Genomic DNA, 25,200 nt, shown 5'->3' on the forward strand with positions numbered 1-25,200 from the left:
TGTGAATTGTAGGTAAAACCTACTATCAGGGAATATTGTCTAACAAGTACACATGCCATAGTAGTACGCTTCATGGGATACTGGGTAGACCCAGCGCATTTCTACCCCAAAGGACCCCTATGCCTGCCCGCCTCGGAGTGGTTTCGGTTGTGCAAGCCGTCATCAAGTCACTGCGTGCCCGGATCTTCAGCGGAGAGCTGGCCCCCGGCACCCCCTTGGGTGAGGTTGATGTCGCCGCGTACTATGAGGTCGCCCGTCCAACAGCCAAGGCCGCCCTGGAAAATCTGGTGGTCAGCGGGTTGCTCACCCGCAATGCCCATCAAAGCGCCAGGGTACGGGTGCTCACCGCGGCCGACACCCGGGATATTTACCAAACCAGGGCCATCATCGAGGCGGAGGCGGTGCGCCTACTGGCCGCCACCCATCAGGTTCCGGAGGCGGCCCTGGAGGCAAATGCGCAGATCACCGCGCTGAGCAACGCTTCACCCGTCGAGATCGTTGAACCCGACGTACGATTCCACACCGCCTTGGTGCAGGCACTGGATTCACCCCGAACCAGCGCCATCTACGCGCAGCTCAGCGATGAAATCAGGTTGTGCATGACCCACGTGCAGGATGCCACCTTGCTCTCCACCCGGGATATCGCCGCCGAGCACGCACGCCTGCTGGAACTCATCCGCGCCGGAGCCCAACAGGAGGCCGCGGCCGTACTGGCCGAGCACCTGCAAACGGCGAGCGCCAAGCTGGCCGCGCACCTGGACACCCTCGACTAGCCGAAAGCTCTGCCACCACCATGGGTCTATTCTCACGCAAACGCCATCCCGATTCACCGGCAATCGAAGACTGGAAACGGCAGATCGAGGACACAGCGCCGCTTCAGGTGGAGCAGGTTCATTTCACCGCCAAGGTGCTGGGTGTTGGCCTGAAAGGGAAAAAGCTGATCCCGGCGGTGGAACTCACCTTCGAAGAGACCGCCGGGTATTTCCGCGCCGACGAGCTGGAAGCCTTGACGCACGGGCACGTCGGGATCATCGATTCGCTCCCGGGTTCGCCTGTCGAGCTATTCCTGGCGACGGGAAAACATGTGGACGCCGCGTCCGCGGCCGGCGAGGCGCTCGCGGACGCGCCGAAGGACCACATTGCTATTTTGCTGCCGACCGCCAAGGAGATGCGTTGTCTGGCGCTATTCAGTACTACGGACCAGCTGCGGATTGCTCACTGGCTGACGCTGTTTCCCCGCCGTTAGTTGCTCAGCCGGGAAGTACCGCGGACCATCCGCCGTCCACCATCAGATTTGCCCCTGTCACATAGGACGCCTCATCCGAGGCCAGGAACAGGGCGCACGCGGCCACTTCTTCCGGCGCGCCAATACGTTGCAGCGGAATACTCGTGGCGATGCTGTGCATCGGATGGTCCGCTGCCAGCAGGTCGCCTTCGGTCGCAGGTGTGCGGATCATTCCGGGGCTCACCGCGTTAACTCGAATTCCGTGAGGAGCGCCCTCCGCGGCCAGCTGTTTGGTCATGGCAACAATTGCGCCCTTGGTGGCGGTATGAGCCAAACGGGAGTTGGTCACCGATCCCGAGACGCCGGCAGTGGAGCCAACCAGAACAATTGACGCTCTTCCGGCCGCCACCAGCTGATCCCAAAAATAGCGGATCGGAAGGAACACCACGTCAACTTCGTGCTCGAAGTTCCAACGCCAGGCCGAGTATTCCAAACTGCCCACCGGACCGAATCGGGTGGCCGCGGCATTGGCATAAAGAATATCGATAGCCCCGTATTCACGCTGCACGTGGGCGGCCCAGCCGGCAACCGCGCGTTCATCGATCAGATCCAATGGCGCGGCAATCTCGATTCTGCCACCGGCGGCTTCCACCGCCGCGGCGGTCTGCGCCGCACCCTCGGGGCTCAGATCGCAACCAATCACCGTGGCTCCTTCAGCCGCGAACGCCAGCGCCGCGGCACGCCCTTGGCCGCCGGCAATTCCAGTGATTACCGCGCGTTTGCCAGCCAATCGGCCACGAAGTTCCCTGCGGACATCAGTCGAGGTGTTAGGTTGCGACATGAATCCAGACTGCCAGCTGAGAAGTATCCGCGGAAGCGGGATTTCCAGCTACATGGTATTCGCCGCACTGATACTCAGGGCACGAATCTCTCGGCTACAGCTGTCCCCCAAACAGGCTAGGAGCCAACACTCCGCTCTGAGTGGTTAGGCAGTTTTGAGCACGTAGGTAAGACGCATTTCGGCAGCATCATGCTCGAAGTATTGTGTGTCCCACCACCCGTTAACGTTTCGGCGCCGTTTCCGGCTCCGGTGGAACTGGCGGTGCAGTTGGATCGAATGGTCTCCCCGGAGGTGCCGTTGGATCAACTATCGGACCGTCGGGCGCAGTAGGGTCGCTGGGCGGCGCGACAGGTCCGGTGGGATCGGTGGGATTGATCGGAGGGTCAGTGGGGTGACGGTCAAACATCTTGTTCTCCCTTGATTTTGAGGCCGGCGGTTTTCACGTGCCGGCCGAACGTTCTACTACGCTAACCATCACGGGTGTAGCTGCGCCGAAAACCATCAGATTCCAAGCTGATTTCCAGTGTTGGTGGACAGCACTTTCAGCTAAGGGAGCAGTCCGTCCCAGCGGAGCACGCACAACCATTTGTGGCATACACGGCAGCCCTCGGGCAGCTACGGGTGCACACCTCAACCCGTGGACACCGCAGAACCTCTGAATAACCCGGCGGCGAAATGCTTGGCGCTATTCAGCTGATTTGTTGATCCGCGAAAATCCGCTCGGTGAGCCAACTGCGTTCCTGCTGATTGAGTGGGCGCGAACTGACCTTGTCCTCGGCGAGCGCCACCATGACGTTACTGGCATCAAAAACCGGGGTTCCGTCTTGATATCCAATATGGCGCACCACAAAGGATGTGGTGCCGATACGTTGAACCCCCACCCGCACCATGACACAAGAGGAGTAATAAACGGGGCGCAGGTAATCCAGTTTCAATGACGCGACGACCAGACCATGCTCAAATAACTCCGAGCCTTCGTGCCGCCCTGACCAGCGAACGCGAGCTTCCTCCACGAGGGTAACAATCTTCGCGTTGTTCACATGCCCCAAGGCATCTTGGTCGCTCCAGCGTAGCTGGATTTCTATTTCTTCCCCACCCTCGGGGAGATTCACTGTTCGTCCCATGCGTTTATTGCAACAAAGATTTGCTACCGGCGCATCTTTAGTGGCGCGTAGCTTGATCTTTCTCCCAGTCCGCGACCGGCCCAGGGATCTCAATGAACAGCGGATGCGCGGGAAGCGCGCCCAGACCCAAAGACTGCAGGTGCATCCCACGCTCTGGGTCGCGTTGCTGGAGTTTGCGCAAGAGGTGTTCCGCTTCGAAAACGAGCTGTCCGGTATTCACTGGCACGGTCCCCGCCCTAGATTCCAGCTCCGGAAAAAGAATCTTGTTCCAGTCAAAGTTGTAACCGCGGGTTAGCGCTTCGTCCAGCAGGCCTTGCAGGTATGCACCAACGGTCTTGAGCGGGTCTTCTTGCTCCCTGATCCGTTGCAGCTGCGGATGGTTTGTAAAACCGCGGGTCTGCCCAGAGAGCACTTTCTGAGCTAACAAGGTTTCGCGCCAACACGCCACCAAACCCTTGGAATCCAGCAATGAGGGGTGAAGAGACTATAGGCGCATCACTCAAGCGTATGCGTGCCACCTGGAGATTCCCCGGTCTCGCGGTGCCTTCAGCAAGTCTATTTTTGTGGCAATGGCACAAAGCTGACCGAAGAGATCAGCAGGCTCTAGTGAAGGATGGGACTCAATGTGGATGAACGATCTTGTGAGCATCATTGCTGCAATCCTCTGGGTACCTTGCGGTGCTTGTCACGGCTGCACTACGCGCTCAATGCGGGATTCTGGAAAAGCTCAACCAGATCTTCTCAGGCAAGAAGTTGCGTCACGACATCTAACTCCTGCGCACTGCGTAAAACAAGTGCTGGTGCGATTGCGAAGGAAGGGCTCTACAGCGTACTAAGCGGTATGGCCGAAGCCATTAGCCCACAGCGATTTGAGAATGATCGGTCAGAGCGGCCCGCTCAGGCCAGACACACATTTTGGCCTATAGCCCCGAATTAAAGAAAGAAGCCCCATACCAAATACAGGTACGAAGCGTTCCCAATAAAATATGCACGGATCTCAGAACTAACAAGCAACTGTCAGGTGGTCCAGCTTCTATCAACTATCATACTCTGGTGAGTGCAACAGACACGGCTTCCGCAAAGTCGTTCACGTCGTCCATTACACATCCTCAGCCTGAACCGCGCCCAACAGCAGCCCGCCATGAACTGCGAATCCCGACCGGCACGAGGACCGGCTTACGGGACTTTTGGATCACAGCCGTAGCGGGCGAGGCACAGAAAAGCAGTCCACCCAGTGTGTCAGGATTGGCTAGTGCATACTCACAGAGATTTACTCGCAGTTCACGATGACCAAGTACGTGGAAGCATCGAAGAGCGTATGCCATCAACGTGGACAGCCGAATGGGACGGCCCACTTCTGCGGATGACGACTCCTGCTCAAGGGATTGCCTTTGCGAAGGGCATAGACGGTTTGAGCGTTTCCGAACTGGATTCGCTCATTCACCGGCTGCGTGACTATTTCAGCAACCGCGGTGAAGCTGTCGAATGGAAAACCTATGGACATGACCGCCCCGACCGCCCCGTGCGGTTGAGACTGGCGGGCTTTGAGCCAGAAGAAACAGAGACCGTTGTCATCGGCAACGCGACAGAACTAGCCGCTGCTGCCGAGCCGCCGCATGGGGTAACCATCCGAGAAACCACTGCCCGCGAAGATTTTGAGCGGATCGCTCACATGGAGTCGGAGGTGTGGGGCAAAGATTGGTCGTGGCTGGCCGAAGACTTGGCGAGTCGCTGTACTACCCCCCGGACAACGTGGATGTTCTCATTGCCGAGGCGGATGGAAAGGTGGTTTCTGCCGCTTGGCTGGTAGGTATGCCCGGAACTGAATTCGGGGGCCTATGGGGCGGATCCACCTTGGAGCAATGGAGAGGCAAAGGCATCTACCGGACGCTCGTGGCCCGCCGCGCGCAGATTGCTCTAGGTCGCGGAATAAAGTACCTGGTTGTAGATGCATCGGACGACAGCAGGCCTATCCTGCAACGCCTCGGATTTCAGAAAGTCACCACCACAACTCCGTGGGTCTGGTCGCCAAGAGTGTAGGCAATCATGGGCAGAAAGCTTCGGAAACAATTCCAGTAGTTGATAGCCTAACCGCGAACACCGTCCCGTAGGAGGTCAGGTCTGCGGGTTGAGTTTGGTACCGGCCTCTATTCCGATCTTCTGTAGATCGCTAACGATTCGCAGGGGTCGCCCGCGACAAGCCAATCCCAACCGCATACAGACTGATTATGATGGCTTCATGGCGGAACGCATTATGTACATTCAACTCAAGACCGGGTACAACACGGATCGCGGACCTGCATGGATTAGTCGTGTCCGGTTCTCCAAATCGTGGAGGACAGCATACTTTCGTGGCCTTGCTCTGCGTCAAGTCTCCGGACTTTTTGACGCAAATTTCGTTGACCCCGAGACTGGCGATGAGTATTGGCTTTCCGGCCCGAAAAGAGATCGAACTGACGGACGCTATAGTAGCGAGCAGCCTTCAGTGGATGCTGATGTGATCGAAGAATATGAGGCTTTTCTCGCTGGCGCTCCATTACCTGATAGGGAAAATGGCTGATCTCCTACAAGTGTCCCGTTGAACGTTCCTCAATCAACGACGAGCCGGACGCGACTTCATGGAAAATGAATCGATGGAGAAGTTCATGAAAGCATTGGCAGATAGCATCCTCGGCAGCGTCGGCCCCGGACGAAGGATCGTGGCCATCGACGGAGTTGACGGCAGCGGTAAAACAACTTTCGCAGCAAACCTAGCCGCTCAAATTAACGAACGACCTGTTATCACCGTCCACGTCGACGATTTTCTTAATCCAGCTTCAATTCGTCATTTCCAGGGGCGCACTTCACCGCAAGGGTTTTGGGAAGACACCTATAACTATGAATCGCTAATAAACGGTGCGCTCGTGCCACTCGGCGTCAAAGGAGACGGCTGGTATTCGCCAGCCTCATACGATGCACAGCGGGACGAATTCTCGTTGGCTGAGGCTGTTCGCGCACCATCAGCTGCTCTCATTCTGGTTGAGGGCATGTTTCTCCACCGTGATGAGCTTGTCGCATATTGGGATTGCTCGGTGTTCTTGGACGTTCCTTTCGAGGAGGCAGCTGCTCGAATGGCAATACGCAAAGGAAGCAATGCAGATCCAGAGCATCCAACGATGAACAGATACGTCGGCGGTCAGCGACTGTACTTCGAAGCTGCACACCCGTGGGAACGCGCCACCTACATCGTCGACAATACGGACTATTCCTCACCGAAAGTTATCGATGTTGATACAGCTTGAGTCGTCCCGTATAGCGTTCCTCTTACAGGACACCGAAAACGCTCGTTTGCAGGAATGGGGGGATCCTCAGCTTGGAGTTGCCATGTTGACTCTAGGGTCAGCTGTCCCAACGTTCTAAGTCCATTTTCTGTTGCACTAGCTCAGGTTCATCCCCGAAGAAATCAATCAGGATTCCTAATGCTTCCTGCGCCAAAACGCGCCCAGGTTCGTCGATTTGCCCTGTAAGGCGAAGCAGAGTGAAGGCAGCGGCGGCAACGAAAACAGCATCCTCGTTCCATTCCTCCGCCTCAGGCGATTGCCCCCAAGCGCCCGTTGCTGGGGCATCAACGATTTCCAGAAGTTCCGCAACCGTAGAATGAATAGTCAGTTCGTTGCGTTTTTCGGCCGCCACGTGGAGCGTATCCCATCCTTCATCGGATCCGAACGGGGCAAACTCCGAGGCTTGATCTTCGTAAATCGCTGCCGTGAAATGGCGTGTGAAACGCTCGTGAGCTTCCGGCAACTGTTCTTCGTTCATTGTTATCTCCGATGCTTCAGTGGCTAATGACATTCATATTCGAAGGTTCAGTAGTCGTCAATCATCTATCGTTGCGGAATCCAAGGAGCTGGCAATTCTGTCCCGCAGAGCGTTCGGCATGTGGAGCATCAAAACGGTCGTTTATGACACACTAATCTGCGGGTATCAGCGAAAAATCCTGACAGTTGAAAACTCAACAGCTTTCCAAGGACATTTCGCCGCAAAACTCAGTGCCAGAAACTATGTCACCGAAAATACTCATACTTCACGAGTATTGGTACATCTTGAGTCATGGGACACCTCCTCGGATGTGTCAGAGTCTCCACCGGCGACCAAGACGCTCAACTTCAACTCGATACACTCGCCGCGGCCGGCTGCTATCGCAACTTTACCGACACCGACTCCGGCGCACTCGAATTCCGGCCCGAACTCGACAAGCTCCGAGCTAGCGTGGCTTACGGCATGCACCGCACCAACAACACAAGTGGGTTCACTGATCCGTCAGTTCAGGCGCAGGTGCAGCACCGCCACGCAATCGTCAAAATACATTGGCAAAATTAGAACCCGAACCTGCAGGAGGCTGAAGATTGCCCGCCTAGCCTTGGGGGAACTCGATAATTTCGCTGCGAATCAAAAAACGTTTTCCTTCGGGCGCTTCAACGGAAAATCCCGAGCCCCGGCCAACCACCACGTCGACCGTCAATTTGGTGTGTTTCCAGTATTCGAACTGCTCCTTGGACATCCAAAAATCGATATCGCCCAGCGCATTTCCCTCGGTATCTCGAAGCGGCAAAACCCCCAGCCGGATGTCGGATCCACCGGTGCGGAATTCACCGGCGGGGTAACACATTGGCGATGAGCCGTCGCAACAGCCCCCAGACTGGTGGAACATCAATGGGCCGTGGATGCCCCAGAGCTTGCGCAACAGTTCCAAGGACTCATCGGTGAAGGCGACACGAGAGAAATCCTCACCTTCAATGGATGCGCGGGTTTCGGTGATGGTGCTCATGACATAACTCCTGTATTTGATGAAGCCCTGGCTGACACTGGCGGTAGGCCCAGTGTCCTCCAAACCCTTCGGCGAGTCCATGCCCTGTGGCCCGGCAGACGATGTCATGCCGGGCCACAGGATTTGGGAGGAGGTGAAGGTGCGGGTGATTATTTGGTGTAGTCGATCACGACTCGGCCATCAATTTTTGCATGGCGCATCTCGTCGAAAACTGCGTTGATGTCTTCCAGCGGACGGGTGTGGAAGGTCGGTTTGATCTTCCCCGCCGCGTAGAAGTCCAGGGCTTCGATCATGTCCTGGCGGGTACCGACGATCGACCCTCGGATGGTCAGGCCCTTGAGCACAATATCGAAAATCGGAGCCGGGAAGTCGCCAGCCGGCAAACCGTTGAACACGATGGTTCCGCCACGACGGGTCATCCCGATCGCCTGGCCAAAGGCAGCCGGGTGAACCGCGGTGACAAGCACCCCATGGGTACCGCCAATTTTTTCCTGAATCACGGTGGCGGGATCCTGCGCAAAGGCGTTCACCGTGATTTCTGCTCCGTGCTTGGTGGCCAGCGCCAGTTTGTCATCGGCTACGTCGATGGCGACAACACGCATACCCATGGCAACCGCATACTGCACCGCGATGTGTCCCAGACCTCCGATACCGGAGATCGCGACCCACTGGCCGGGACGCACTCCCGTCATTTTCAGACCCTTGTACACGGTCACACCGGCGCACAGCACCGGAGCGATCTCGTGAGGGTCGGAGCCTTCAGGGATCAGCGCCGCGTATTTCGCGTCCACCAGCATGTACTGGCCGAACGAACCATCCATCGAGTAGCCGCCGTTACTCTGGGATTCACACAGTGTCTCCCAACCGGTGCGGCAGAATTCGCAGCTGCCGCATGCACTGGCCAGCCACGCGTTGCCCACGAGGTCGCCCTCTTGCACCTCGGTGACGCCCTCGCCCACCTTCACCACGGTGCCAACCCCTTCATGGCCCGGGATCAGCGGAAGCTTCGGTTTGACCGGCCAGTCGCCTTCGGCCGCGTGCAGGTCGGTATGGCAAACGCCGGATGCGATGAGTTTGACCAATGCCTGGCCAGGACCCGGCTCAGGGATCAAGACGTTCTCTACCTTGAGTTCTTCGCTGAAGCCTTCAACAATGGCAGCTTTCATGGTGCCCATAGGAATAGTCCTTTGTTTTGATTTCGAAGGCCGAGGCCGGCTCCGGGATCAGCGTTCCGGAACCGCCTCGGGCCTTCGAGGTCTAGTGCATCTGACGGTCGCGCAAGACAGTGGCAGATGCGTGAATATACCGCGGTGGGGTGGCGCAGTTTAGAAGAAGCCGAGCTTGTTTTCCGAGTAGGAGACGAGCAAGTTCTTGGTTTGCTGGTAGTGGTCCAGCATCATCAGGTGGTTTTCGCGGCCAATGCCCGAAGACTTGTACCCACCGAATGCCGAGTGCGCCGGGTAGGCGTGGTATTGGTTGACCCAGACACGGCCGGCCTGGATATCACGGCCGGCGCGGTAGGCGGCGTTGCCCGCTCGGCTCCAGACGCCGGCACCCAGGCCGTACAGGGTGTCATTGGCGATGGAGATCGCGTCGTCGTAATCCTTGAATTTGGTCACTGCAACCACCGGTCCGAAGATCTCCTCCTGGAAGATCCGCATGTTGTTGGTGCCTTCAAAGATGGTCGGCTGCACGTAGTAGCCGCCTTCCAGGTCGCCGCCGAGTTCCGCACGGCCGCCGCCGGTGAGCAGCTTGGCCCCTTCGGCCTTGCCGATATCCATGTAGGACATGATCTTCTCGAGCTGGTCGTTGGAGGCCTGGGCACCCATCATGGTTTCGGTGTCCAGCGGGTTGCCCTGCTTGATGGCCTGGGTACGTGCCACTACCTTTTCCATGAATTCGCCGTAGATGCTCTCCTGGATCAATGCGCGTGATGGACAGGTGCAGACTTCGCCCTGGTTCAGCGCGAAGAGGGTGAACCCTTCTTGGGCCTTGTCGTAGAAGGCGTCGTCCTTGGCCGCCACATCTTCGAAGAACACGTTCGGCGACTTGCCGCCGAGTTCCAGGGTGACCGGGATGAGGTTCTCCGAGGCGTACTGCATGATCAACCGGCCCGTGGTGGTCTCACCGGTGAACGCGATCTTGCGGATTCGTTTGTTGGAAGCCAGCGGCTTGCCGCATTCAACACCGAAACCATTGATGACGTTCAGCACGCCGGCCGGAAGCAGTTCTCCGATGAGTTCAAGCAACACCAGGATGCTTACCGGGGTTTGCTCCGCCGGCTTCAGGACGACGGCGTTACCCGCGGCCAATGCCGGTGCGAGCTTCCAGACGGCCATGAGAATTGGGAAGTTCCATGGGATGATCTGCCCGACGACACCCAGCGGCTCATGGAAGTGGTAGGCGGTGGTGTTGTCGTCGAGCTGGGACAGCGTGCCCTCCTGGGCCCTGATAGCTCCGGCGAAGTAGCGGAAGTGGTCAATCGCCAGCGGGAGGTCGGCGTTCAGGGTTTCACGGACGGCTTTTCCGTTGTCCCAGGTTTCCGCGACGGCCAGCAGTTCAAGGTTCTGCTCGATGCGGTCCGCGATCTTGTTCAAGATCACCGCACGTTCAGCTGGACTGGTTTTGCCCCACGCGGGGGCCGCGGCGTGCGCCGCATCCAAAGCGACCTCTACGTCTTCAGCGGTTGAGCGAGCAACCTCGCAGAAGGCCTTTCCGGTGACGGGGGTGACGTTTTCGAAGTACATACCCTTGACCGGGGCAACCCACTGGCCGCCAATGTAGTTCTCATACCGCGACTTGAAATTGACCAGCGCCCCATCGGTATTCGGGTTTGCGTAGATGCTCATGGCTCAGTGACTCCTTCGTCGATCCGCTTCGCGTCGGTGTTTGTGTAACCCACCGTCTTGGGATGTGACTCTAGTCACTTAAACGTTGCATCAAGGTTGCATGGTTCTGCTCAGTGTTTAACCGGCCGCTTCAGTGCGCACAAAACCTCCGGCCCGCGCGGAAGCAAAACCGGGACTAGCTACGCTTCAAGCGCTTCAATTTCGGCAACCACCAGGGATCGCGCCGGAGAATCAAGCGGCAGTTCCCGCAGGGCGGCTAACAAAAGTTGGGAATCCGAACTCTGGCGGCCTAGGCGCAGCAGCTGCTGCCCGGTGCCGCGGTCCAGCACCATCTCACGCAGGGCCATCTGTGCGCGGCAACGCAGCGCCACAATGCCCGGAGCCTGGGAACGCACGAGGATCTCATCCGGATACAGCTGCAGTGCGCGCTCAAGGTCGCCTTGCTCCATGGCCTGCCAGAGCCTGCTCAGCGTCGTCTGCAGCTCCCACTCCAGCCGGTAGGGGCGTGCGGCGATTCGCCGCTCAGACGAGTCGGCCAACGCCTTGCGCAGGCGCACCAGTTCCGAACGCACCGTGCCCTCGGAAGCGGCATCGGGTTTCTCAAAAAGCTCTTCAACCAGCTGGGCGCTGGTCAATCCCCGCGGATGAGCCACCAGCATGGTCAAGATTTCCGCATGCCGCAAGGAGAGCGGCTTGCCTGAAATTCGCGGCCCATCGCTGGCGCACAAGTCCAGGAAATCCTCATCAGCCTGTTGCGAGGCGAGGGTCGGCAGCAACAGTTGCCCCTCGGCCGCGGCGACCGCGGCTTGGAGCAGGGGAAGCGAATGCACGGCGATCGCGTCGACCCCACCGGTCAGGTCCACGGCCCCGATGATCCGCCCGGTGCGCGGGTTCCGGATCGGTACGGCCGAGCAATTCAGGTGATGAACATGCTCATAGAGGTGCTCGGCACCGGAAACCTGCACGCCGCTTCCGGTGGCCAAGGCCAAGCCCGGTGCCGATGTGCCAACGGAGGACTCGCCCCAGTTGGTCCCTGCGCTAAACCCGACGTTTTCCGCGCCATCCAACGCCCCGTGATTTCCCGCAACCCACAACAGTGTTCCCTGCGCGTCGGCCAGGGCAACCAGCAGGTTCGCGTCACTGGCGGCCGGCACCAGCAGTTTTTCAAAAACCGGCCAAATACGTTGCAGTTCGCTGCGTTCCCGGGCCAGCCGCAGGCTGTCGTCACTGAGCATTTCAGGATGGCCGAATTGCAGTGGGCTCGATAGCGAACGCCGCCACGATTCCCGCACCACATTCCGCAAGGGAAGCGCGTCGAGGTCAGTCAGATGAGACCCCAAAAGCTCATGCGCCTTGCGCGCCTGGCTCGCCGCAGCCGACCAGTCCATACCAGTTTCGCCCACCGTGACTCCAGATACCCATCAAAAATTCAGCGTAACGCAGGTCACCCCCATGCGTACCTTACACACTAGGTCATGGAAATGAGCTTTTGAAGTGTTTGCCCCATAAGTCCACCCGCGGATCCACGCGAGCACCCTCCACCTCGCTCCACCGCATCCTTCGCCCGTAAGTCTAAAATAGTGGACTTTACTCCTAAAAATATTAGGTGTTTTATCATCCAATCTCCCACCGTGCGCGCAGATCTGGACACCACACCCCTTCCCCTAACCCAAACCTCGAGCTAATATACAACCAAATGGTTGTATATGAGTTGAGCGAAGAACAGGTAAACAAGGTCTTCCGCGCCTTGGCCGACGCCACACGACGAGACATCGTGCGGCGGACGTTGAGCGCCGAAGTCCGTGTCAGCGATCTGGCCGCGGCCTACGACATGTCGTTTGCCGCCGTCCAGAAACACGTTGCCGCATTGGAAGCAGCGGGCCTCGTTACCAAAATCGCACGTGGCCGCGAACGTATTGTCCGCGGCCAGCCGGACACCATCCGACATGTACAGGAACTTCTCACCAGCTTCGAGGACATCTGGCGCCAGCGCATCAGCAGGCTTGATGAATTCCTCGCGACTGAAACCGACTAAGGATCAACACCATGCCTGTCACCTCCGTACTCAAAGACCCTCAGACGCTCACGCTGACCGTCAATGCCAGCTTCCCCGTCCCGGTCACCCGCCTCTGGGACGCCTACTTGGACCCCCGACAGATCGAAAAATTCTGGGGACCGGTTGAATACCCGGCCACCTTCACCCGCCATGACGGAGCGGTCGGCGGGCGAAGCAACTACTACATGACCTCGCCGGAGGGCGAGCAGTTCCACGGCTACTGGACGTGGACCGAAGTTGTCGAACACAAATTTTTTGAGGTCACCGACGGCTTCGCTCATGCCGACGGGAGCATCAATCCAGATCTGCCCGCCACCCGCACCGTTTTCAGCTTCGATCCCCAAGAGGACGGCTGCAGGCTCACCATCACCTCGAATTTCGACTCCGTTGCAGACCTGGAGCAGGTTGTCGCGATGGGCATGATCGACGGTACTCGTTCGGCCATGAGCCAGATCGAGCAGGTCTTGATCGACCTGCGCGACTACGCGCAGAGTTTCGCCACCGAAGCCCAGGTGCTCTCCGATACCCAGGTGCGCATCAGCCGCATCATTCGAGGCACCCAGGAGCAGGTTTGGCGTGCGCACCACGATCCGGAACTCATGAAACGCTGGATGCTGGGCCCCGATGGCTGGCTGATGACCGAATGCATCCTGCCGGCGAAGGCCGGAGACAGCTACCGCTATTGGTGGGAACCGGGCCCGGGTGTTGAAGGGCAGGGTTTCGGTTTCACCGGTGTGTGCCTGACCAGCACCCCGCACAACTTCGAATCCTTCACCGAGCAGATGCTTGATACCGATTATCCGGCGACGCTCAATGAAACCGCATTCACCCCGATGCAGTCCGGGACATTGCTGAGTTTGGTGATCACCTACCCCGATGCGCAAACCCGGGACATGGTGCTGGGCACCGGGATGGTCGACGGAATGGAGGCCAGCTACGCACGCCTTGAATCATTGCTCTGAGCGATACACCCCACAATCGCCAGATGGGTCGGGGCAAGTGTGAAAGACTTAGAGACATGACTTCCCAGAATTCGCGTGCAGGCCTGGATAAGCAGGCCGATCAGGTCCAGAACATGTTCGACAAACTAGCTCCGCGCTATGACTTGCTGAACACCCTGATGACCGGCGGCATCGTGAATTACTGGCGCAAAATCACCACCGAGGCAATCGCGCCGAAACCCGGCGAGCGCATCTTGGATTTGGCGGCTGGAACCGGCACGTCTTCCATGCCGCTGGCCAAGGCCGGCGCGAAGGTCACCGCCTGCGACATGTCCACCGGCATGCTTGAGGAAGGCCGCAAACGCTACCCCGAGCTGGACTTTGTGTACGGGGACGCCCACGAGCTTCCCTTCGAGGATGACACCTTTGACGCGGTGACCATTTCCTATGGCCTGCGTAATATCGACGACACCGAGAAGGCGCTCTCGGAGTTGCGCCGCGTGACCAAACCAGGCGGCCGGATCGTCGTCGCCGAGTTTTCCACCCCGACCGTGGTTCCGATCAAGGTGGCCTACCAGCAGTTCCTGCCGCGGGCCATTCCGGCGTTGGGCTACATTGTCTCGCCGAATCCTTCGGCGTACGCCTACCTCGCGGAATCCATCGCGGCTTGGCCTGACCAGGAGACCCTGGGCGGCAAGTTCGTTAACGTCGGATGGAAAAACGTCGAGTACCGCAACCTCACCGGGGGCATCGTCGCGGTACACCGCGCCTGGAAATAAGTTCACAGTCGTTGTCGGCTCGGGGTGCGCCTTTTCGGTGCACCCCGAGCTTTTTCTGTGCAAGGCTCCCCGCACAGCCTGTTACACTCATAACCATGGATCTTATCTGCGCATAGCCACGAACCGTCTCGCGTCCTTTCTTGGATGCACGTTCATACTTTGGCTTCCGGTGCAGATCTTCGTCCTTCTCGGTTCGCCTTCCATTGCCGCGGACCATTTATCGACATCTTCGCCCGGTTGCCTCCCCAGATTTTTTAGGAGCCACCATGGCCTTGACCCCACCCATTACCCTCACCGCACTCAGCTTCGCCTGGCCCGATGGCAGCCAAGCACTCTCACAGCTTGAGGGGACCTTTCCCGCTGGCGCCAGCGGGCTGATCGGCACCAACGGCAGCGGCAAATCCACCCTGCTCAAGCTGATTGCCGGAAAACTCAACCCTAGTTCGGGCCAGGTCTCCGTTGCCGGGGAGGCAGCCTACCTGGAGCAGAACATCACCTTGCAGTCCGATGCCACGCTGGCTGACCTCTTAGATGTCGCCAGCACCTACCGCGCGTTGAAGGCCGTCGAGTCCGGCAGCGTCGACCCGGCAGATTTTGATGCCATCGGCTCCGACTGGGACCTCGAAGCCAGGGTCCAGGCCGAGTTGACCCCGCTGGGTTTTGGCGGCATGGAGCTTACCCGCCGGGTTGACGAGCTCTCCGGCGGTGAAACCATGCTGCTGGCGGTGCTAGGCCTGCGCCTTGCCCGCAAACCCATCACCCTGCTTGACGAGCCAACGAATAACCTCGACCTGGAAACCCGCGAGCTGCTGTATGGCCTGTTGGAAACCTGGCCCGGCACCTTGATTGTGGTCAGCCACGACCTGCAACTTTTGGAACAAATGCAGCACACCATCGAGCTGCACCGCGGGAAGCTGCGGTTTTTCGGCGGACCCTACAGCCTGTACCGGGAACAGTTTGATACCGAACAATATGCTGCGCTCCAAGCCGCCAAGAGCGCTGATTCCGCGCTGAAAGTCGAAAAACGACAACGCGTCGAGGCTGAAACTAAACTGGCCCGCACCAAACGCAAGGGCAGGGCCGAACAGCTAGGCGGCAACATGCCGCGCATCCTGGCCAACAGCCTGAAACAAAAATCAGAGGCGAATGCGGGGAAAACCCGGGCTCAGCATGACGCGAAAATCGACGCCGCGCAGCAGCACGCCGCTCAGGCCCAAACCAAAATCAGGGACATCGAGCACATTAATCTGGAGCTGCCCGACCCGGGGCTTCCGGCAGGACGACGTGTGCTTGAGCTCAGCGATGGCAAGGGCTGGCACCAGGTGCAAGGCCCTGAACGAGTGGCACTGACCGGTCCCAACGGCACGGGGAAAAGCACGCTCTTGAAACAGATGCTCTCCGGCCAGAGCCCGACCGGCTCCTTGGGCGGCACCATCTACGTAGATCGGGTGGGCTACCTGCCGCAACAGCTCACCGGCCTGGATGAGCTGCGCACTGCCGTGGAAAACGTCCAGCAGGCAGCCCCGCAGGTACCTCCGGGAACCATCCGCAACACGCTGGCCCGGCTGCTGCTTCGCGGAGCGAGCGTCAACCGTCCGCTGGGCACGTTATCCGGAGGCGAACGCTTGCGTGTTTACTTAGCATGCTTGTTGGTTGCCGTTCCCCCGAACCAGTTACTGATTCTCGACGAACCAACCAATAATCTGGATATCGACAGCGTGAGACAACTCGCCGAAGCACTGAAGGCCTATCGCGGGGCACTTTTAGTGGTCAGCCACGACCAGGATTTCCTTGCACAACTTGAGTTGGACTACGCATTCAGGCTTGATTCTTCCCGCAAGCTAAGCAGGGTCAATGCTCCGGGGACGTGATTCGAGCACGATCTCCCCGTAGACTTGAACAAAGTACAACGCCCAGGACCGAAAGCAGTTCAAACATGTCCTACCCGCAGCGCACCGTTGAAGTTGTAGATTCAGGTTTGGTCATCGACCAGTCCGCCACCCTGCTCTGGGGAGACATCCTACGAGCTTTCATCTATGAAGCCGGAACAGAAGCTGAGGCGTTAACCTGCGCCGAGTTTTTCTTGACCGAGGGCTACAGCGTCGAAATCAACAGCCAAATGCCGGGGTGGGAGCACGCAATCGAGCACCTGCCTGCGCGTATCAATAACCTGGTCGACGAACGATAATCCTCATCCGGGTTGCGCTACCGCGCGGCCCAGACCGAAACCACAGGCCCACCCCGAGCCACCCCTAGGAGTTTGCTTAATGGCAACCATAGTTTTGTTTCACCATGTCCAAGGCCTGACCCCCGGCGTCCAGGCCATGGCCGCCGAGCTTCGCGCTGAGGGGCATACCGTCCACCCGGTGGATCTGTTCGCCGGCAAGCTGCCTAAGGACCTTGAAGCCGGCATCCTGATGGCCAACAAGGTTGGCGAAGACAAGATCCAGCAGCGTGTGGACAAGCTGTTCAAGAACTTGCCCGACGAATTGGTATACATCGGCACCTCGTGGGGTGCCGCCCTGGCTCAGCAGTGCGTCCAGCAACGCCCCGGAGCCCTGGGGGCGGTCCTGCTTGAATCCTTTGTTGATCTGGATGCCGAATGGAGCTTCGGCCCCTGGCCGACAGCTGTCCCGGTACAAATCCACGGCATGGACGACGACCCGTTTTTCGCCCACGAGGGAGACTTGGAAGCGGCCGAACGTTTTGTCAGCGACCAGGGTGAGGGGCTTGCCGAGTTGTTCACCTACCCCGGTGACCAGCACCTGTTTACCGACAGCTCCCTCCCTTCGCATGACCCGCAGGCACGTGCCCTGGTGATGGAGCGCATCAAAAAGTTCCTGGCCGAGCTCTAAGCTCCTCGACCTGCACGCCAAATACCCAGCCGACTAGACTCTTAATATGCGAATTGAGCGCCTGTTCCGTTTCCCCGTCAAGGGACTTCCCGCCGAAGAACTATCAAGCGCGACGGCGAGTGTTGCTGACGGGCTTCGTGGCGACCGTGCCGTCGCACTGGGAAACGGAAGCGTCCAGGTCGAGGATGGGGTTTGGCAGTCCTGCGGCACCTTTACCGCATTAAAAAACGACGTATCCTTGCAAAAATGGCAGGTCAGCTCGGCCCCGCCGTTCATCACGGTGACAGCTCCGGCAGGCAGCGGCGCCGAGCCGCTGACCTTTAATTCCGCTGATCCTGAGGATCGCCGCCTCGCGGCGGAGTACCTGAGCGGCCATATCCCCGCACAGGGTGGCTACCAGCGCACCCTGGTCGCGGCCTCCCAAGGCATGTTCGATTCACGGCTCGCCGGAATTTCCTTGATCAATCCCCGCACCGTTGAGGTCCTCTCCCGGGCCGCGGGAGTTGAACTGGATCCGCTGCGTTACCGTGGCAACATCTTGCTGGAGGGCGTGCCGGCGTTTGGCGAGTTCGACCTGATCGGCAAGGTGGTGCGGGTTGGAACTGCACGGATCGCCATCACCAAATCCATCGAACGTTGCCCCGCGACGTCCGTGAACCCCAGCACCACACAGGTGGATGTGAACGGCCCACGGCTGCTGGCAAGCCATTTCGGGCACCTGCACTGTGGCATCTACGGCACCGTTTTAGAGGCCGGAGCCTTCCAGGCCGGAGACGAAATCCACGTCGATCCCGAAGATTCCCGGGCGCTGGGCTTGGTTGGTTCCAAGCGCACCCCGCGATTCCTAGAGGTTGTTGAACGTCGCGCGCTGGATTCGGATGCCGTTCAGCTCTCGCTGCGTGATCCGCACGGGTGGATTCAAGATAATGACGAGCCTGGAACCCATCTGCGGGTTCATCTGCCGGACCCGTTGTGGCGTAATTACACCATTACTTCGGTGCACCAGGACATCATCACGATCGCCGTGCACACCGCAGGAACCGTGTCGCAAAGAATGGCGCAGCTTCAGCCCGGGGACAAACTCCTGGTCTCCGGTCCGCACGGCACCATGACCGCCAGCCGGGTGCTGACCGGACGTACCGCGCTGCTCACCGCGGGTATCGGCATCACCCCCACGCTGGCGTTGCTCCGTGGCGCGGACCAGGCACCCGAGCTGCGCGAGCTTCACCTGTTCCATACCGAACGCAGCCCCGGAGGCGAATTGTTCACCCAGGCGAGCGCACTCGCCCGGGAAACGCTGGCCGACGCTCGGATCACTCACGTCAACACCCGTGAACGCCGCCCAACGCTGACCGAGCTGGCGGAAGCCGTCGCAACGTGTGACAGCGTGATGATCTGCGGCCCTGCCGGTTTCACGGACCTGGCGCTTGCCGCCTGCCAGCAGGCGGGGATCGCCCCGGAGAATATCCACCGGGAGACCTTTGTTTCCCCCACGGCGGATCTGACCGAGCTCCTGGAGCAGTACACACCTGCACAAATTTCCTTCTCCTCCGGAGCAGCCGAGTTCACCTGGCGCCCGCAGGAAGGCACGTTGCTTGAATCCTTGGAATCCCACGGACTCAAGCCGAAAAATTCCTGCCGGGCCGGAGCCTGCGGCGAATGCGCGCTCACGGTGCGCCGTGGGAGCGTGAGCTATCTGTTGGACCCCAGCGCCAGGGTGCAAGGCAACCAGATTCTGGCCTGCGTAGCGGCGCCCACCGAAGATTTGGAGCTACAGCTCTAACCACGCAAAAGGGTACGAAGCGAGGAACTCCCGGCGGTGAATGCATAGCTTCACCTGTCTTCTAAACGTCGGTTCATTCAGGCAGTATGAGATCAGAGCGACTTCGCCCTGACAACAAACGGTCTGCAGACCGACTGACTGGAAAAGGTGCCACCGCATGGGTGCATGGGGAACAAAACTTTGGGAAAACGACGACGCAGCGGACTGGTTCACTAGTTTTTTCGACGGGATCGACGTTGGTTCCCGCATCAAGGCGACGCTGGAAGTCGAGGACGAGTACGACGAGATCCGGGCCGCGTGTTATATGCTCAGCGCACTCGGCCGGACCTATGTTTGGCCGGGAGATCTGGTAGTACTCGACGAACTTCTGGAACGCGGAGTCCAGCTGCTCTCTGCAATGCTCGAACCAGGCTCGGAATTCCGAGAGCTCTGGGAAGATGACGAGGAAGTGCTCGCCGACGTTGCGCAGGAGCTCGCAGACCTTCAAAACAGGCTCAATCCAAACGGCGCCGGCCAAGTTATCGTGGAGGGTTAGCCCGACGTTGACCGCACCTGTTTTCGATACCGATCGTGAATTCAATATCCATGGCCGGTAGCTTCGCAGGGACCAGATTCCGCATCCGCCAAAGAGCACACGATCCCACATCTCAGTTATTGGCACAGAAGAATTGCTCGTAGCCTGATACCGGTACTGCTGTTCATCGACCGCCAAGTTTGACGGCTCGGCGAGCGCATCATCATTGGTTACAGGGGAAGATTACGGTCAGTATTGACGCTGACCCTGATAAAAACCCGCCTTTCGCTTATCTTCCAAGTGAACAGTGGGATTTTCTGAGCGCACTCCCGGTGCCGAACCTGCAGGCAATGAACACTCAAGGCCTGACAGATCTGATGGACCGCGAAACCGCGCTGCCTTTACTGATCGATAAAACCTGAGAGTACGAGATAGCGAACGTCGGTCAGTTCAAGCTAAGAATCCGAATAAAAGCCCCGTATAAAAATGCCCCTATCTCGCTATGGATAGGGGCATTTGCTACTGAGTTGTTATTGCGACACCAACAGACGCTTTTGCGATGATTCGTCTACCTGGATTCGAGTTTCCCACCCGGAGACGGATCCACCAGCACTCCCGACGGCTTCGTGGACAAGCGCAAGGGCGAGCTTGCTAGCGCCTTCAAAGGTATCGGCCTGCAATGTCATTTCTATTTCAAGCGTCCGAGTGCCCGAATCGGCTCCAACGGTGGAGTCAAGCAGGCCATCATTCGAATCTTCCAAGTCGACCAGAGCGTCTGCCACCCCGAGTGCATGAGCTTCGAATTCGTCGTCGGGTCCATTGCCTTTGATGGTCAGAGAAGTTGTGTATTCGTAAAGCATAATTTCATCCATCTCCTTCGTAGCAAGGTTGACATTCCAGGTATTTGATTCTATTTAGAGCATAACGAGGGCTGCTGGGAGTAAGACGCACGGTTGTCATGTGGTGCCCGCAAGGGCACTTCAATTTGTGGTACTTGCTCCCTCGCTCAATTCTCCAGCCCTGACGATGGAAGAGATCTAGTAGCTCTTCAAGCTCTTTGACTGGGTGCTTTTCCAGTAACCCATTACGAGTGCCTCCCCAACCATCTTGGGCATGAAGTGTACGCCAACAGTGTGATATCCGTCATGCATCTTGCGGAAAGCCAATGAGGGCACTCCTAGCATTCGATAGTCGACGGGGGCAAGAGATTTTTCGATCAATAACGCATGAACGGGGCCAGCTAATGAGCCCCCGCGCAGTTCCACTTTTACGAAGAGCCCGGAGGGCTGGTTTCAGCGTACGGCTGGCGCTTCGTCACCGTCCGATACTTTCGGAATGCACGAAAGTCCTGGCTACTGACAATGGAACGCATCGCGTCCGATAACCGTGCGGTTGGGGCTTCCGGAGTCGACGCGGCCGCAACCTTCAAATGCGGCCTCTCTAGCTGACCGCTTGAACGTCCGACAAGCCGGAGCCTGAAATATAAATTGTGGTGGAATGGTGGTGTAAATCGGTCTTGTGCCGACAAAGAAGAAACCCGTCGTTCACTTGTTTTACCAAGTGAACGGCGGGTTTTGCTTGTGCGCCCTGCGGGGGTCGAACCCGCGACCAATGGAATAGCGAATCGTTCATAACGCTAGCTCACGCTGAAGCTCAAAATAACGACTTGACATGGGCATCAGGCCGCCAGTGAAGAGCAAGAGTAATCATTGATATACAACGGTAATAATAGTTTCCGCTGGGTAAACGCTGGCTAGCCGTCGCCAGTCGAACCGAACGCCTGCAGGATCTCAGCATGGTCCGGCGCCGCCAAGCTACGCTCCACATAGTGCCGCGACGTAATGGCCGTCGACGAGTGGCCCAACTGCGCAGCCGCGGCATCGATGCCGCTGGAATTGGCCAGGATGGTGCCCACAGACTTGCGGAAGGTGTGCGGCGTGACCCATGCGAACCCGAGATCTTCGCGCGCCTTGTTCCACTGCTTCCTGTAATTACTGGGGTCGCGCAACGTCCCCGTAGCCGAGGGGAACACGACATCGTAGGGATTCCTCACGACTTCCGTAGACCGCCTGAACAGCATGTCCCGGGCGAATGCCGGCAGCGAGTAAGTCAGTCGGGAACCTTCACTCTTTGGGTGGGCCTGCCACTTGAGCCCCTGTCCCTTGGCGAAGATAACCGTCCCATTGATTGTTGCAGTTGCCGGCGTGCTGGCCAGATCAATATCAGACCAGCGCAACGCCATCGCTTCCCCGATGCGACAGCCGGTCGCCAGCATCACATCGATCACGTCAAGGAGATCTTGCGGACGGGCGCGACCTGCGGCGTTCTTGCCTTCCTGCCAGATCTGCAACCCAGCACGCAGGGCGCGGGCCTCGTCAACGGTCAGAGCCCGCACCGCCTTGGAGTCAGTACGGATTGGTGAAACGTCGCGCAGCGGGTTCGCGTCGAGCGCGCCATGCCGGACAGCGAGACCCAGCATTCCGGACAGGATCGACTTGGCATGCTTAGCCGTGGACTTGCCGCTACTCGCGCTCAGCGTCTTGAGAAACCGATCTATGGCGGGGACTGTCGCCTCGCGCATGCGCAAGTTCCCTACGCCAGGGATAATGTGGTTATCCACAACGTCGGTGTACCGGTCGCGGGTCCTGTCGGCAAGGTTCTTTTCGCCTTGCTCGCCCCACCAGAGCGGCACGATGGAACTCAGGCGGCTCTCGCGGGTGATGTCAGCGCCGACGCTATTAGCACGGTCTAGCAGCTCGGCGACGAGCGCGCGCTCGGCAGCGGCGCCATTCTTGCCGGGCACCCGCCGTTCTACCTGGCGCGTCTTTCCGTCGAAGTCGCGGAAGCGGGCCATGGCGCGCCAGATTCCTGGCTCCACCTCTTTGCGGCTAATTCTTCCCCATGCGCCTATCGGCAACGGTGGCCTCGCCATGTCCTAACCCTCAATTCTTTCCCGTGGATTACTTGCCGCGCATTTCTTCCGCATGCATTGACGCATACCAGTCGCCGGCAGCCTCGATTTCATTTGGGCTTGGAGTTTCGTCATGCTCAGACTGGCCCTTTTCAACTGCACTCTCTACCGTCAGCTTAGAAACGTCACCAACGGAGCGGCGCGTCCAATCAGCAACACTTTCGGCGCGCGACGGTGCTTGAGTCATGTTTGCTTGCGAGCCACCGATGCCCTTGGCGCGCCGCGTGATTCTCGTTTCAGCTATCGGCGGGAGATCTTCAAGGCTAACCCTGTCCATTTTTTCGCGCATTGCATCATGGCTGGCTAGCAGTTGTTGGATAGCCCAAACAGTGTTCTCCCATTTTTCGCGAACAGTTGCGAACGCACTTTTCAGCTCCCGGGTTGCATGGAGTTCAGCTGGAACAGCCCAGAGCGAATCGACGGTGACACCCGGCTCGTCCAAAATGGCGACGATTTCCAGTGCCTCAGTCAGGCGTAGCGGACGCTTTCCGCGCTCCACATCCCACACAGTAGCTTGCGACCATTTGAAACCCCGCTGGCGCATCTTCTCACCTAGCTCCTGCTGGGTGACCGGCCCGCGCAATGTCGCCAGGTTTTTTCCAATTTGGTCGTCACTCGGTATCTGCATAAATCAACGATATACGTCAGATCAAAACAAATCTAGTCAAAACTAGTTGACTCAGACTAATTTTCCCTGTCATAGTTGAACTAGGAAAGACGATATGCGTCTTACCAGAAAATCTAGTTTGGAGGCTCGGGTGAACCAAGGACAAGCCGCACAGCTCCTCACCATGAAGGATGTTTCGGCGATGACCCAAATCTCAGAATCGACACTTCGCTACTACCGCAACCTTGGCAATAAAGGTCCGGCATCTGCACTACTCGGCGGCAAGATCATGTACCGCAAGCAAGACGTGGAGAAGTGGATCAATGAGCAATTCGAAAAGGAGGAAAAGAGCCATGGCCACTGACTTATCCACAGACGCACTGAATGAGCTGCAGACAGTTCATCTGTCCCCGGCCCAGCTCGCGGAACGTCTTAACATGAGCGTCCGGACGATCTACAACGTTCGTTCTCGTGGTGGTGATTTACCGCGGGCGATGTTTTATGGCGGACGGCCGCGCTGGCGCCTCTCGGACGTTATCGCATGGGAAGAGTCCCAGCTTGAGCCAATGAAAGGAACTCAGCCGTGAACAAGCAAAACTCCGGCATTGAAAAAGGCCGCAGCATCTCCGACCAAGAATCTGCTACGACCTCCGCCGAAACCCATAGCAAGGAAACGACTCACAGCCATTCTAACGCGCGGCGTTCGACGCAGTGCCGGATCCGTACATGCAGTGAAGTCTCGCAGTTTCGACTGACTACCCAAGGGCACCCCAACGGCGATATAGACGAGCTCTACTGCGCCGACCACGCCACGCTACCTGTGTGGGGAGAATCCCCAAAGCAGTACACGATCACCATCACCGGTCCGCTCGGCGGCACAAAATGAGCGCCGGCAAGAACTGGATCATCTGCCCACACTGCGACGTGTCATATCCCCCGGGTGACCGCACGGGCCACTGTCACGGATGCAAGTCCAATTTCTACGGCGAAGCAGCGTGGAACGCGCACCGGCGCGGGCCTCACGGCCCTGAGCGGCACTGCATCGACCCTGCCACCGATCAGAAACACAAATGGCGGCTCGACGATCAGGGAAGGTGGCGTCTCGGCGAACAGCTCACCGACGCCGACAAGGAACGTATATTCGGGAGCCGGTCATGATGACACCGCACACGCCGCCTGTACTCTGCAGCATCTGCAACGTGAAGTTCGCTGACCGGCAAAATTTCTGGGACCACCGGCGCGATACCGGCGTCACCGTGCACTGCGTTCGCCCCGACAGTGACTACGTTTTGGAATGGCATCTAGTCGACGGGGCATGGGAAAACTACGGCGTACTTCAGATAGTCGACACCCACGACATCCTCGACTTCCTAGGAGGCGAATAACCGTGACCGACCAGCTAGACCGTCTCCTGAGAATCGATGAGCGTAGCCATTTGCCGGGCGCGCCGCGCGGCATCCAGGCAGCATTTGCGAACATGCCCGAGACATGGCGTGATCACGGCCTAAGGCTCGCCCGCGAACTCGCAGACACCGGCCGCGCGTTTACCGTCGAAGATCTGAAACGTCAGGGCCTGCCCGAACCTGAGCACCCGAACTATTGGGGATCTCTGGTCGCTGGCATTCAGCGGCGGAAGATCGCCGCCTGCGCCGGCTGGACTTCACACCACGACAGGGAAGGCACAGAGCGGCCCATCAGGATATGGCAGCAGCATCAGGAAGGAACCCCGTGACCCAGGACCTCAGGCCGGCTATCGCCGATGGCATTCTCCGCAACCCCAAACTTGGACCGGACGAGCGGCGTATGGCGTTGATCCTGCTGCAATTTGCCGACCCAGACGGAGTTATC

31 protein-coding genes are annotated in these 25,200 nt (G+C 58.5%); 20 read left to right on the forward strand and 11 right to left on the reverse strand.

The features are described from left to right. Positions 1-119: 119 nt before the first annotated feature. Complete coding sequence (locus tag ACIOWL_RS18730; RefSeq protein ID WP_400388661.1) at positions 120-773, forward strand: GntR family transcriptional regulator; 654 nt, start codon at positions 120-122, stop codon at positions 771-773. Positions 774-793: 20 nt separating this feature from the next. Next, a complete protein-coding gene (locus tag ACIOWL_RS18735; RefSeq protein ID WP_400388664.1) occupies positions 794-1,246 on the forward strand; it encodes a hypothetical protein in 453 nt (150 codons plus the stop codon). A gap of 4 nt (positions 1,247-1,250) precedes the next feature. On the opposite strand, the gene ACIOWL_RS18740 is transcribed toward ACIOWL_RS18735, so the two are convergent. From ACIOWL_RS18740 to ACIOWL_RS18750, 3 genes are all read right to left on the reverse strand, one after another. Continuing rightward, the gene (locus ACIOWL_RS18740) at positions 1,251-2,066 is read right to left on the reverse strand and encodes an SDR family NAD(P)-dependent oxidoreductase (protein ID WP_400388666.1); all 816 of its coding nucleotides are present in this window, start codon (positions 2,064-2,066) and stop codon (positions 1,251-1,253) included. 689 nt (positions 2,067-2,755) lie between these two features. Continuing rightward, positions 2,756-3,190 (reverse strand): acyl-CoA thioesterase, encoded by a 435-nt coding sequence (locus tag ACIOWL_RS18745; RefSeq protein WP_400388668.1) that lies wholly within the window; start codon positions 3,188-3,190, stop codon positions 2,756-2,758. A gap of 37 nt (positions 3,191-3,227) precedes the next feature. Next, positions 3,228-3,617 (reverse strand): pyrimidine dimer DNA glycosylase/endonuclease V, encoded by a 390-nt coding sequence (locus tag ACIOWL_RS18750; protein WP_400388672.1) that lies wholly within the window; start codon positions 3,615-3,617, stop codon positions 3,228-3,230. Positions 3,618-4,553: 936 nt separating this feature from the next. Here ACIOWL_RS18750 and ACIOWL_RS18755 point away from each other — a divergent pair. From ACIOWL_RS18755 to ACIOWL_RS18770, 4 genes are all read left to right on the forward strand, one after another. Further along, positions 4,554-5,000, forward strand: a complete 447-nt coding sequence (locus ACIOWL_RS18755) for a hypothetical protein (protein ID WP_400388675.1) — start codon at positions 4,554-4,556, stop codon at positions 4,998-5,000. After that, a complete protein-coding gene (locus ACIOWL_RS18760) occupies positions 4,976-5,230 on the forward strand; it encodes a GNAT family N-acetyltransferase (RefSeq protein ID WP_400388678.1) in 255 nt (84 codons plus the stop codon). Before ACIOWL_RS18755 ends, ACIOWL_RS18760 begins: the two co-directional genes overlap by 25 nt. A 199-nt stretch (positions 5,231-5,429) precedes the next feature. Then, positions 5,430-5,750, forward strand: coding sequence for a hypothetical protein (locus ACIOWL_RS18765; protein ID WP_400388680.1), 321 nt, complete (start codon positions 5,430-5,432; stop codon positions 5,748-5,750). A gap of 58 nt (positions 5,751-5,808) precedes the next feature. Continuing rightward, on the forward strand, positions 5,809-6,471 hold the full coding sequence (locus ACIOWL_RS18770) for a uridine kinase (protein WP_400388683.1): 663 nt from the start codon (positions 5,809-5,811) through the stop codon (positions 6,469-6,471). Between the two features lie 97 nt (positions 6,472-6,568). Here the strand turns inward: ACIOWL_RS18770 and ACIOWL_RS18775 are convergent, their stop codons facing one another. Continuing rightward, positions 6,569-6,988, reverse strand: a complete 420-nt coding sequence (locus tag ACIOWL_RS18775; protein ID WP_400388685.1) for a hypothetical protein — start codon at positions 6,986-6,988, stop codon at positions 6,569-6,571. A 291-nt stretch (positions 6,989-7,279) separates the two neighbouring features. Between ACIOWL_RS18775 and ACIOWL_RS18780 the strand changes: the two genes are divergently transcribed. Continuing rightward, positions 7,280-7,549, forward strand: a complete 270-nt coding sequence (locus ACIOWL_RS18780; RefSeq protein ID WP_400388688.1) for a recombinase family protein — start codon at positions 7,280-7,282, stop codon at positions 7,547-7,549. A 34-nt stretch (positions 7,550-7,583) separates the two neighbouring features. Here the strand turns inward: ACIOWL_RS18780 and ACIOWL_RS18785 are convergent, their stop codons facing one another. From ACIOWL_RS18785 to ACIOWL_RS18800, 4 genes are all read right to left on the reverse strand, one after another. After that, the gene (locus tag ACIOWL_RS18785) at positions 7,584-7,997 is read right to left on the reverse strand and encodes a DUF779 domain-containing protein (protein ID WP_400388690.1); all 414 of its coding nucleotides are present in this window, start codon (positions 7,995-7,997) and stop codon (positions 7,584-7,586) included. Positions 7,998-8,146: 149 nt separating this feature from the next. Continuing rightward, positions 8,147-9,172: an alcohol dehydrogenase AdhP gene (adhP, locus tag ACIOWL_RS18790; RefSeq protein ID WP_400388693.1), complete on the reverse strand. Its 1,026-nt coding sequence runs from the start codon at positions 9,170-9,172 to the stop codon at positions 8,147-8,149. A 150-nt stretch (positions 9,173-9,322) separates the two neighbouring features. Further along, entirely contained in the window at positions 9,323-10,846 is a 1,524-nt protein-coding gene (gene adh / locus ACIOWL_RS18795) for an aldehyde dehydrogenase (RefSeq protein WP_400388696.1), read from the reverse strand. Between the two features lie 179 nt (positions 10,847-11,025). Then, on the reverse strand, positions 11,026-12,249 hold the full coding sequence (locus ACIOWL_RS18800) for a transcriptional regulator (protein ID WP_400388699.1): 1,224 nt from the start codon (positions 12,247-12,249) through the stop codon (positions 11,026-11,028). A gap of 293 nt (positions 12,250-12,542) precedes the next feature. Here ACIOWL_RS18800 and ACIOWL_RS18805 point away from each other — a divergent pair, with 293 nt between their 5' ends. From ACIOWL_RS18805 to ACIOWL_RS18840, 8 genes are all read left to right on the forward strand, one after another. Continuing rightward, positions 12,543-12,881, forward strand: coding sequence for an ArsR/SmtB family transcription factor (locus ACIOWL_RS18805; protein WP_400388702.1), 339 nt, complete (start codon positions 12,543-12,545; stop codon positions 12,879-12,881). Positions 12,882-12,892: 11 nt separating this feature from the next. Continuing rightward, positions 12,893-13,864 carry an SRPBCC domain-containing protein gene (locus ACIOWL_RS18810; RefSeq protein WP_400388705.1) on the forward strand — a complete coding sequence of 324 codons (972 nt, stop codon included), beginning with the start codon at positions 12,893-12,895 and terminating at the stop codon, positions 13,862-13,864. 56 nt (positions 13,865-13,920) lie between these two features. Further along, a complete protein-coding gene (locus ACIOWL_RS18815) occupies positions 13,921-14,622 on the forward strand; it encodes a demethylmenaquinone methyltransferase (protein ID WP_400388708.1) in 702 nt (233 codons plus the stop codon). Between the two features lie 266 nt (positions 14,623-14,888). Next, entirely contained in the window at positions 14,889-16,493 is a 1,605-nt protein-coding gene (locus tag ACIOWL_RS18820; RefSeq protein ID WP_400388711.1) for an ABC-F family ATP-binding cassette domain-containing protein, read from the forward strand. Positions 16,494-16,558: 65 nt separating this feature from the next. Beyond that, positions 16,559-16,810 carry a hypothetical protein gene (locus ACIOWL_RS18825; RefSeq protein WP_400388714.1) on the forward strand — a complete coding sequence of 84 codons (252 nt, stop codon included), beginning with the start codon at positions 16,559-16,561 and terminating at the stop codon, positions 16,808-16,810. A 79-nt stretch (positions 16,811-16,889) separates the two neighbouring features. Beyond that, entirely contained in the window at positions 16,890-17,477 is a 588-nt protein-coding gene (locus ACIOWL_RS18830) for a dienelactone hydrolase family protein (protein ID WP_400388717.1), read from the forward strand. Positions 17,478-17,523: 46 nt separating this feature from the next. Continuing rightward, entirely contained in the window at positions 17,524-19,260 is a 1,737-nt protein-coding gene (locus tag ACIOWL_RS18835; protein ID WP_400388720.1) for an MOSC domain-containing protein, read from the forward strand. Between the two features lie 157 nt (positions 19,261-19,417). Beyond that, on the forward strand, positions 19,418-19,795 hold the full coding sequence (locus tag ACIOWL_RS18840; protein ID WP_400388723.1) for a hypothetical protein: 378 nt from the start codon (positions 19,418-19,420) through the stop codon (positions 19,793-19,795). A gap of 509 nt (positions 19,796-20,304) precedes the next feature. On the opposite strand, the gene ACIOWL_RS18845 is transcribed toward ACIOWL_RS18840, so the two are convergent. The 3 genes from ACIOWL_RS18845 to ACIOWL_RS18855 all read right to left on the reverse strand — a co-directional run bounded on the left by ACIOWL_RS18845 (position 20,305) and on the right by ACIOWL_RS18855 (position 22,847). Beyond that, positions 20,305-20,646, reverse strand: a complete 342-nt coding sequence (locus ACIOWL_RS18845; protein WP_400388725.1) for a hypothetical protein — start codon at positions 20,644-20,646, stop codon at positions 20,305-20,307. Positions 20,647-21,527: 881 nt separating this feature from the next. Continuing rightward, complete coding sequence (locus ACIOWL_RS18850; protein ID WP_400388727.1) at positions 21,528-22,628, reverse strand: tyrosine-type recombinase/integrase; 1,101 nt, start codon at positions 22,626-22,628, stop codon at positions 21,528-21,530. An 81-nt stretch (positions 22,629-22,709) separates the two neighbouring features. Next, positions 22,710-22,847: a hypothetical protein gene (locus ACIOWL_RS18855; RefSeq protein ID WP_400388730.1), complete on the reverse strand. Its 138-nt coding sequence runs from the start codon at positions 22,845-22,847 to the stop codon at positions 22,710-22,712. Positions 22,848-23,503: 656 nt separating this feature from the next. Between ACIOWL_RS18855 and ACIOWL_RS18860 the strand changes: the two genes are divergently transcribed. The 5 genes from ACIOWL_RS18860 to ACIOWL_RS18880 all read left to right on the forward strand — a co-directional run bounded on the left by ACIOWL_RS18860 (position 23,504) and on the right by ACIOWL_RS18880 (position 25,084). Then, positions 23,504-23,716, forward strand: a complete 213-nt coding sequence (locus ACIOWL_RS18860) for a helix-turn-helix transcriptional regulator (RefSeq protein WP_400388732.1) — start codon at positions 23,504-23,506, stop codon at positions 23,714-23,716. After that, complete coding sequence (locus tag ACIOWL_RS18865) at positions 23,706-23,939, forward strand: helix-turn-helix transcriptional regulator (protein ID WP_400388735.1); 234 nt, start codon at positions 23,706-23,708, stop codon at positions 23,937-23,939. The genes ACIOWL_RS18860 and ACIOWL_RS18865 overlap by 11 nt, the downstream gene beginning before the upstream one ends. Further along, positions 23,936-24,238, forward strand: a complete 303-nt coding sequence (locus ACIOWL_RS18870; RefSeq protein WP_400388738.1) for a hypothetical protein — start codon at positions 23,936-23,938, stop codon at positions 24,236-24,238. The genes ACIOWL_RS18865 and ACIOWL_RS18870 overlap by 4 nt, the downstream gene beginning before the upstream one ends. A gap of 313 nt (positions 24,239-24,551) precedes the next feature. Beyond that, positions 24,552-24,737, forward strand: a complete 186-nt coding sequence (locus tag ACIOWL_RS18875; RefSeq protein WP_400388740.1) for a hypothetical protein — start codon at positions 24,552-24,554, stop codon at positions 24,735-24,737. A gap of 2 nt (positions 24,738-24,739) precedes the next feature. Beyond that, positions 24,740-25,084 carry a hypothetical protein gene (locus ACIOWL_RS18880; protein WP_400388742.1) on the forward strand — a complete coding sequence of 115 codons (345 nt, stop codon included), beginning with the start codon at positions 24,740-24,742 and terminating at the stop codon, positions 25,082-25,084. Positions 25,085-25,200: the final 116 nt, after the last annotated feature.

This window comes from Glutamicibacter sp. NPDC087344 (assembly GCF_044744225.1).
Classification (GTDB): Bacteria; Actinomycetota; Actinomycetes; order Actinomycetales; family Micrococcaceae; genus Glutamicibacter.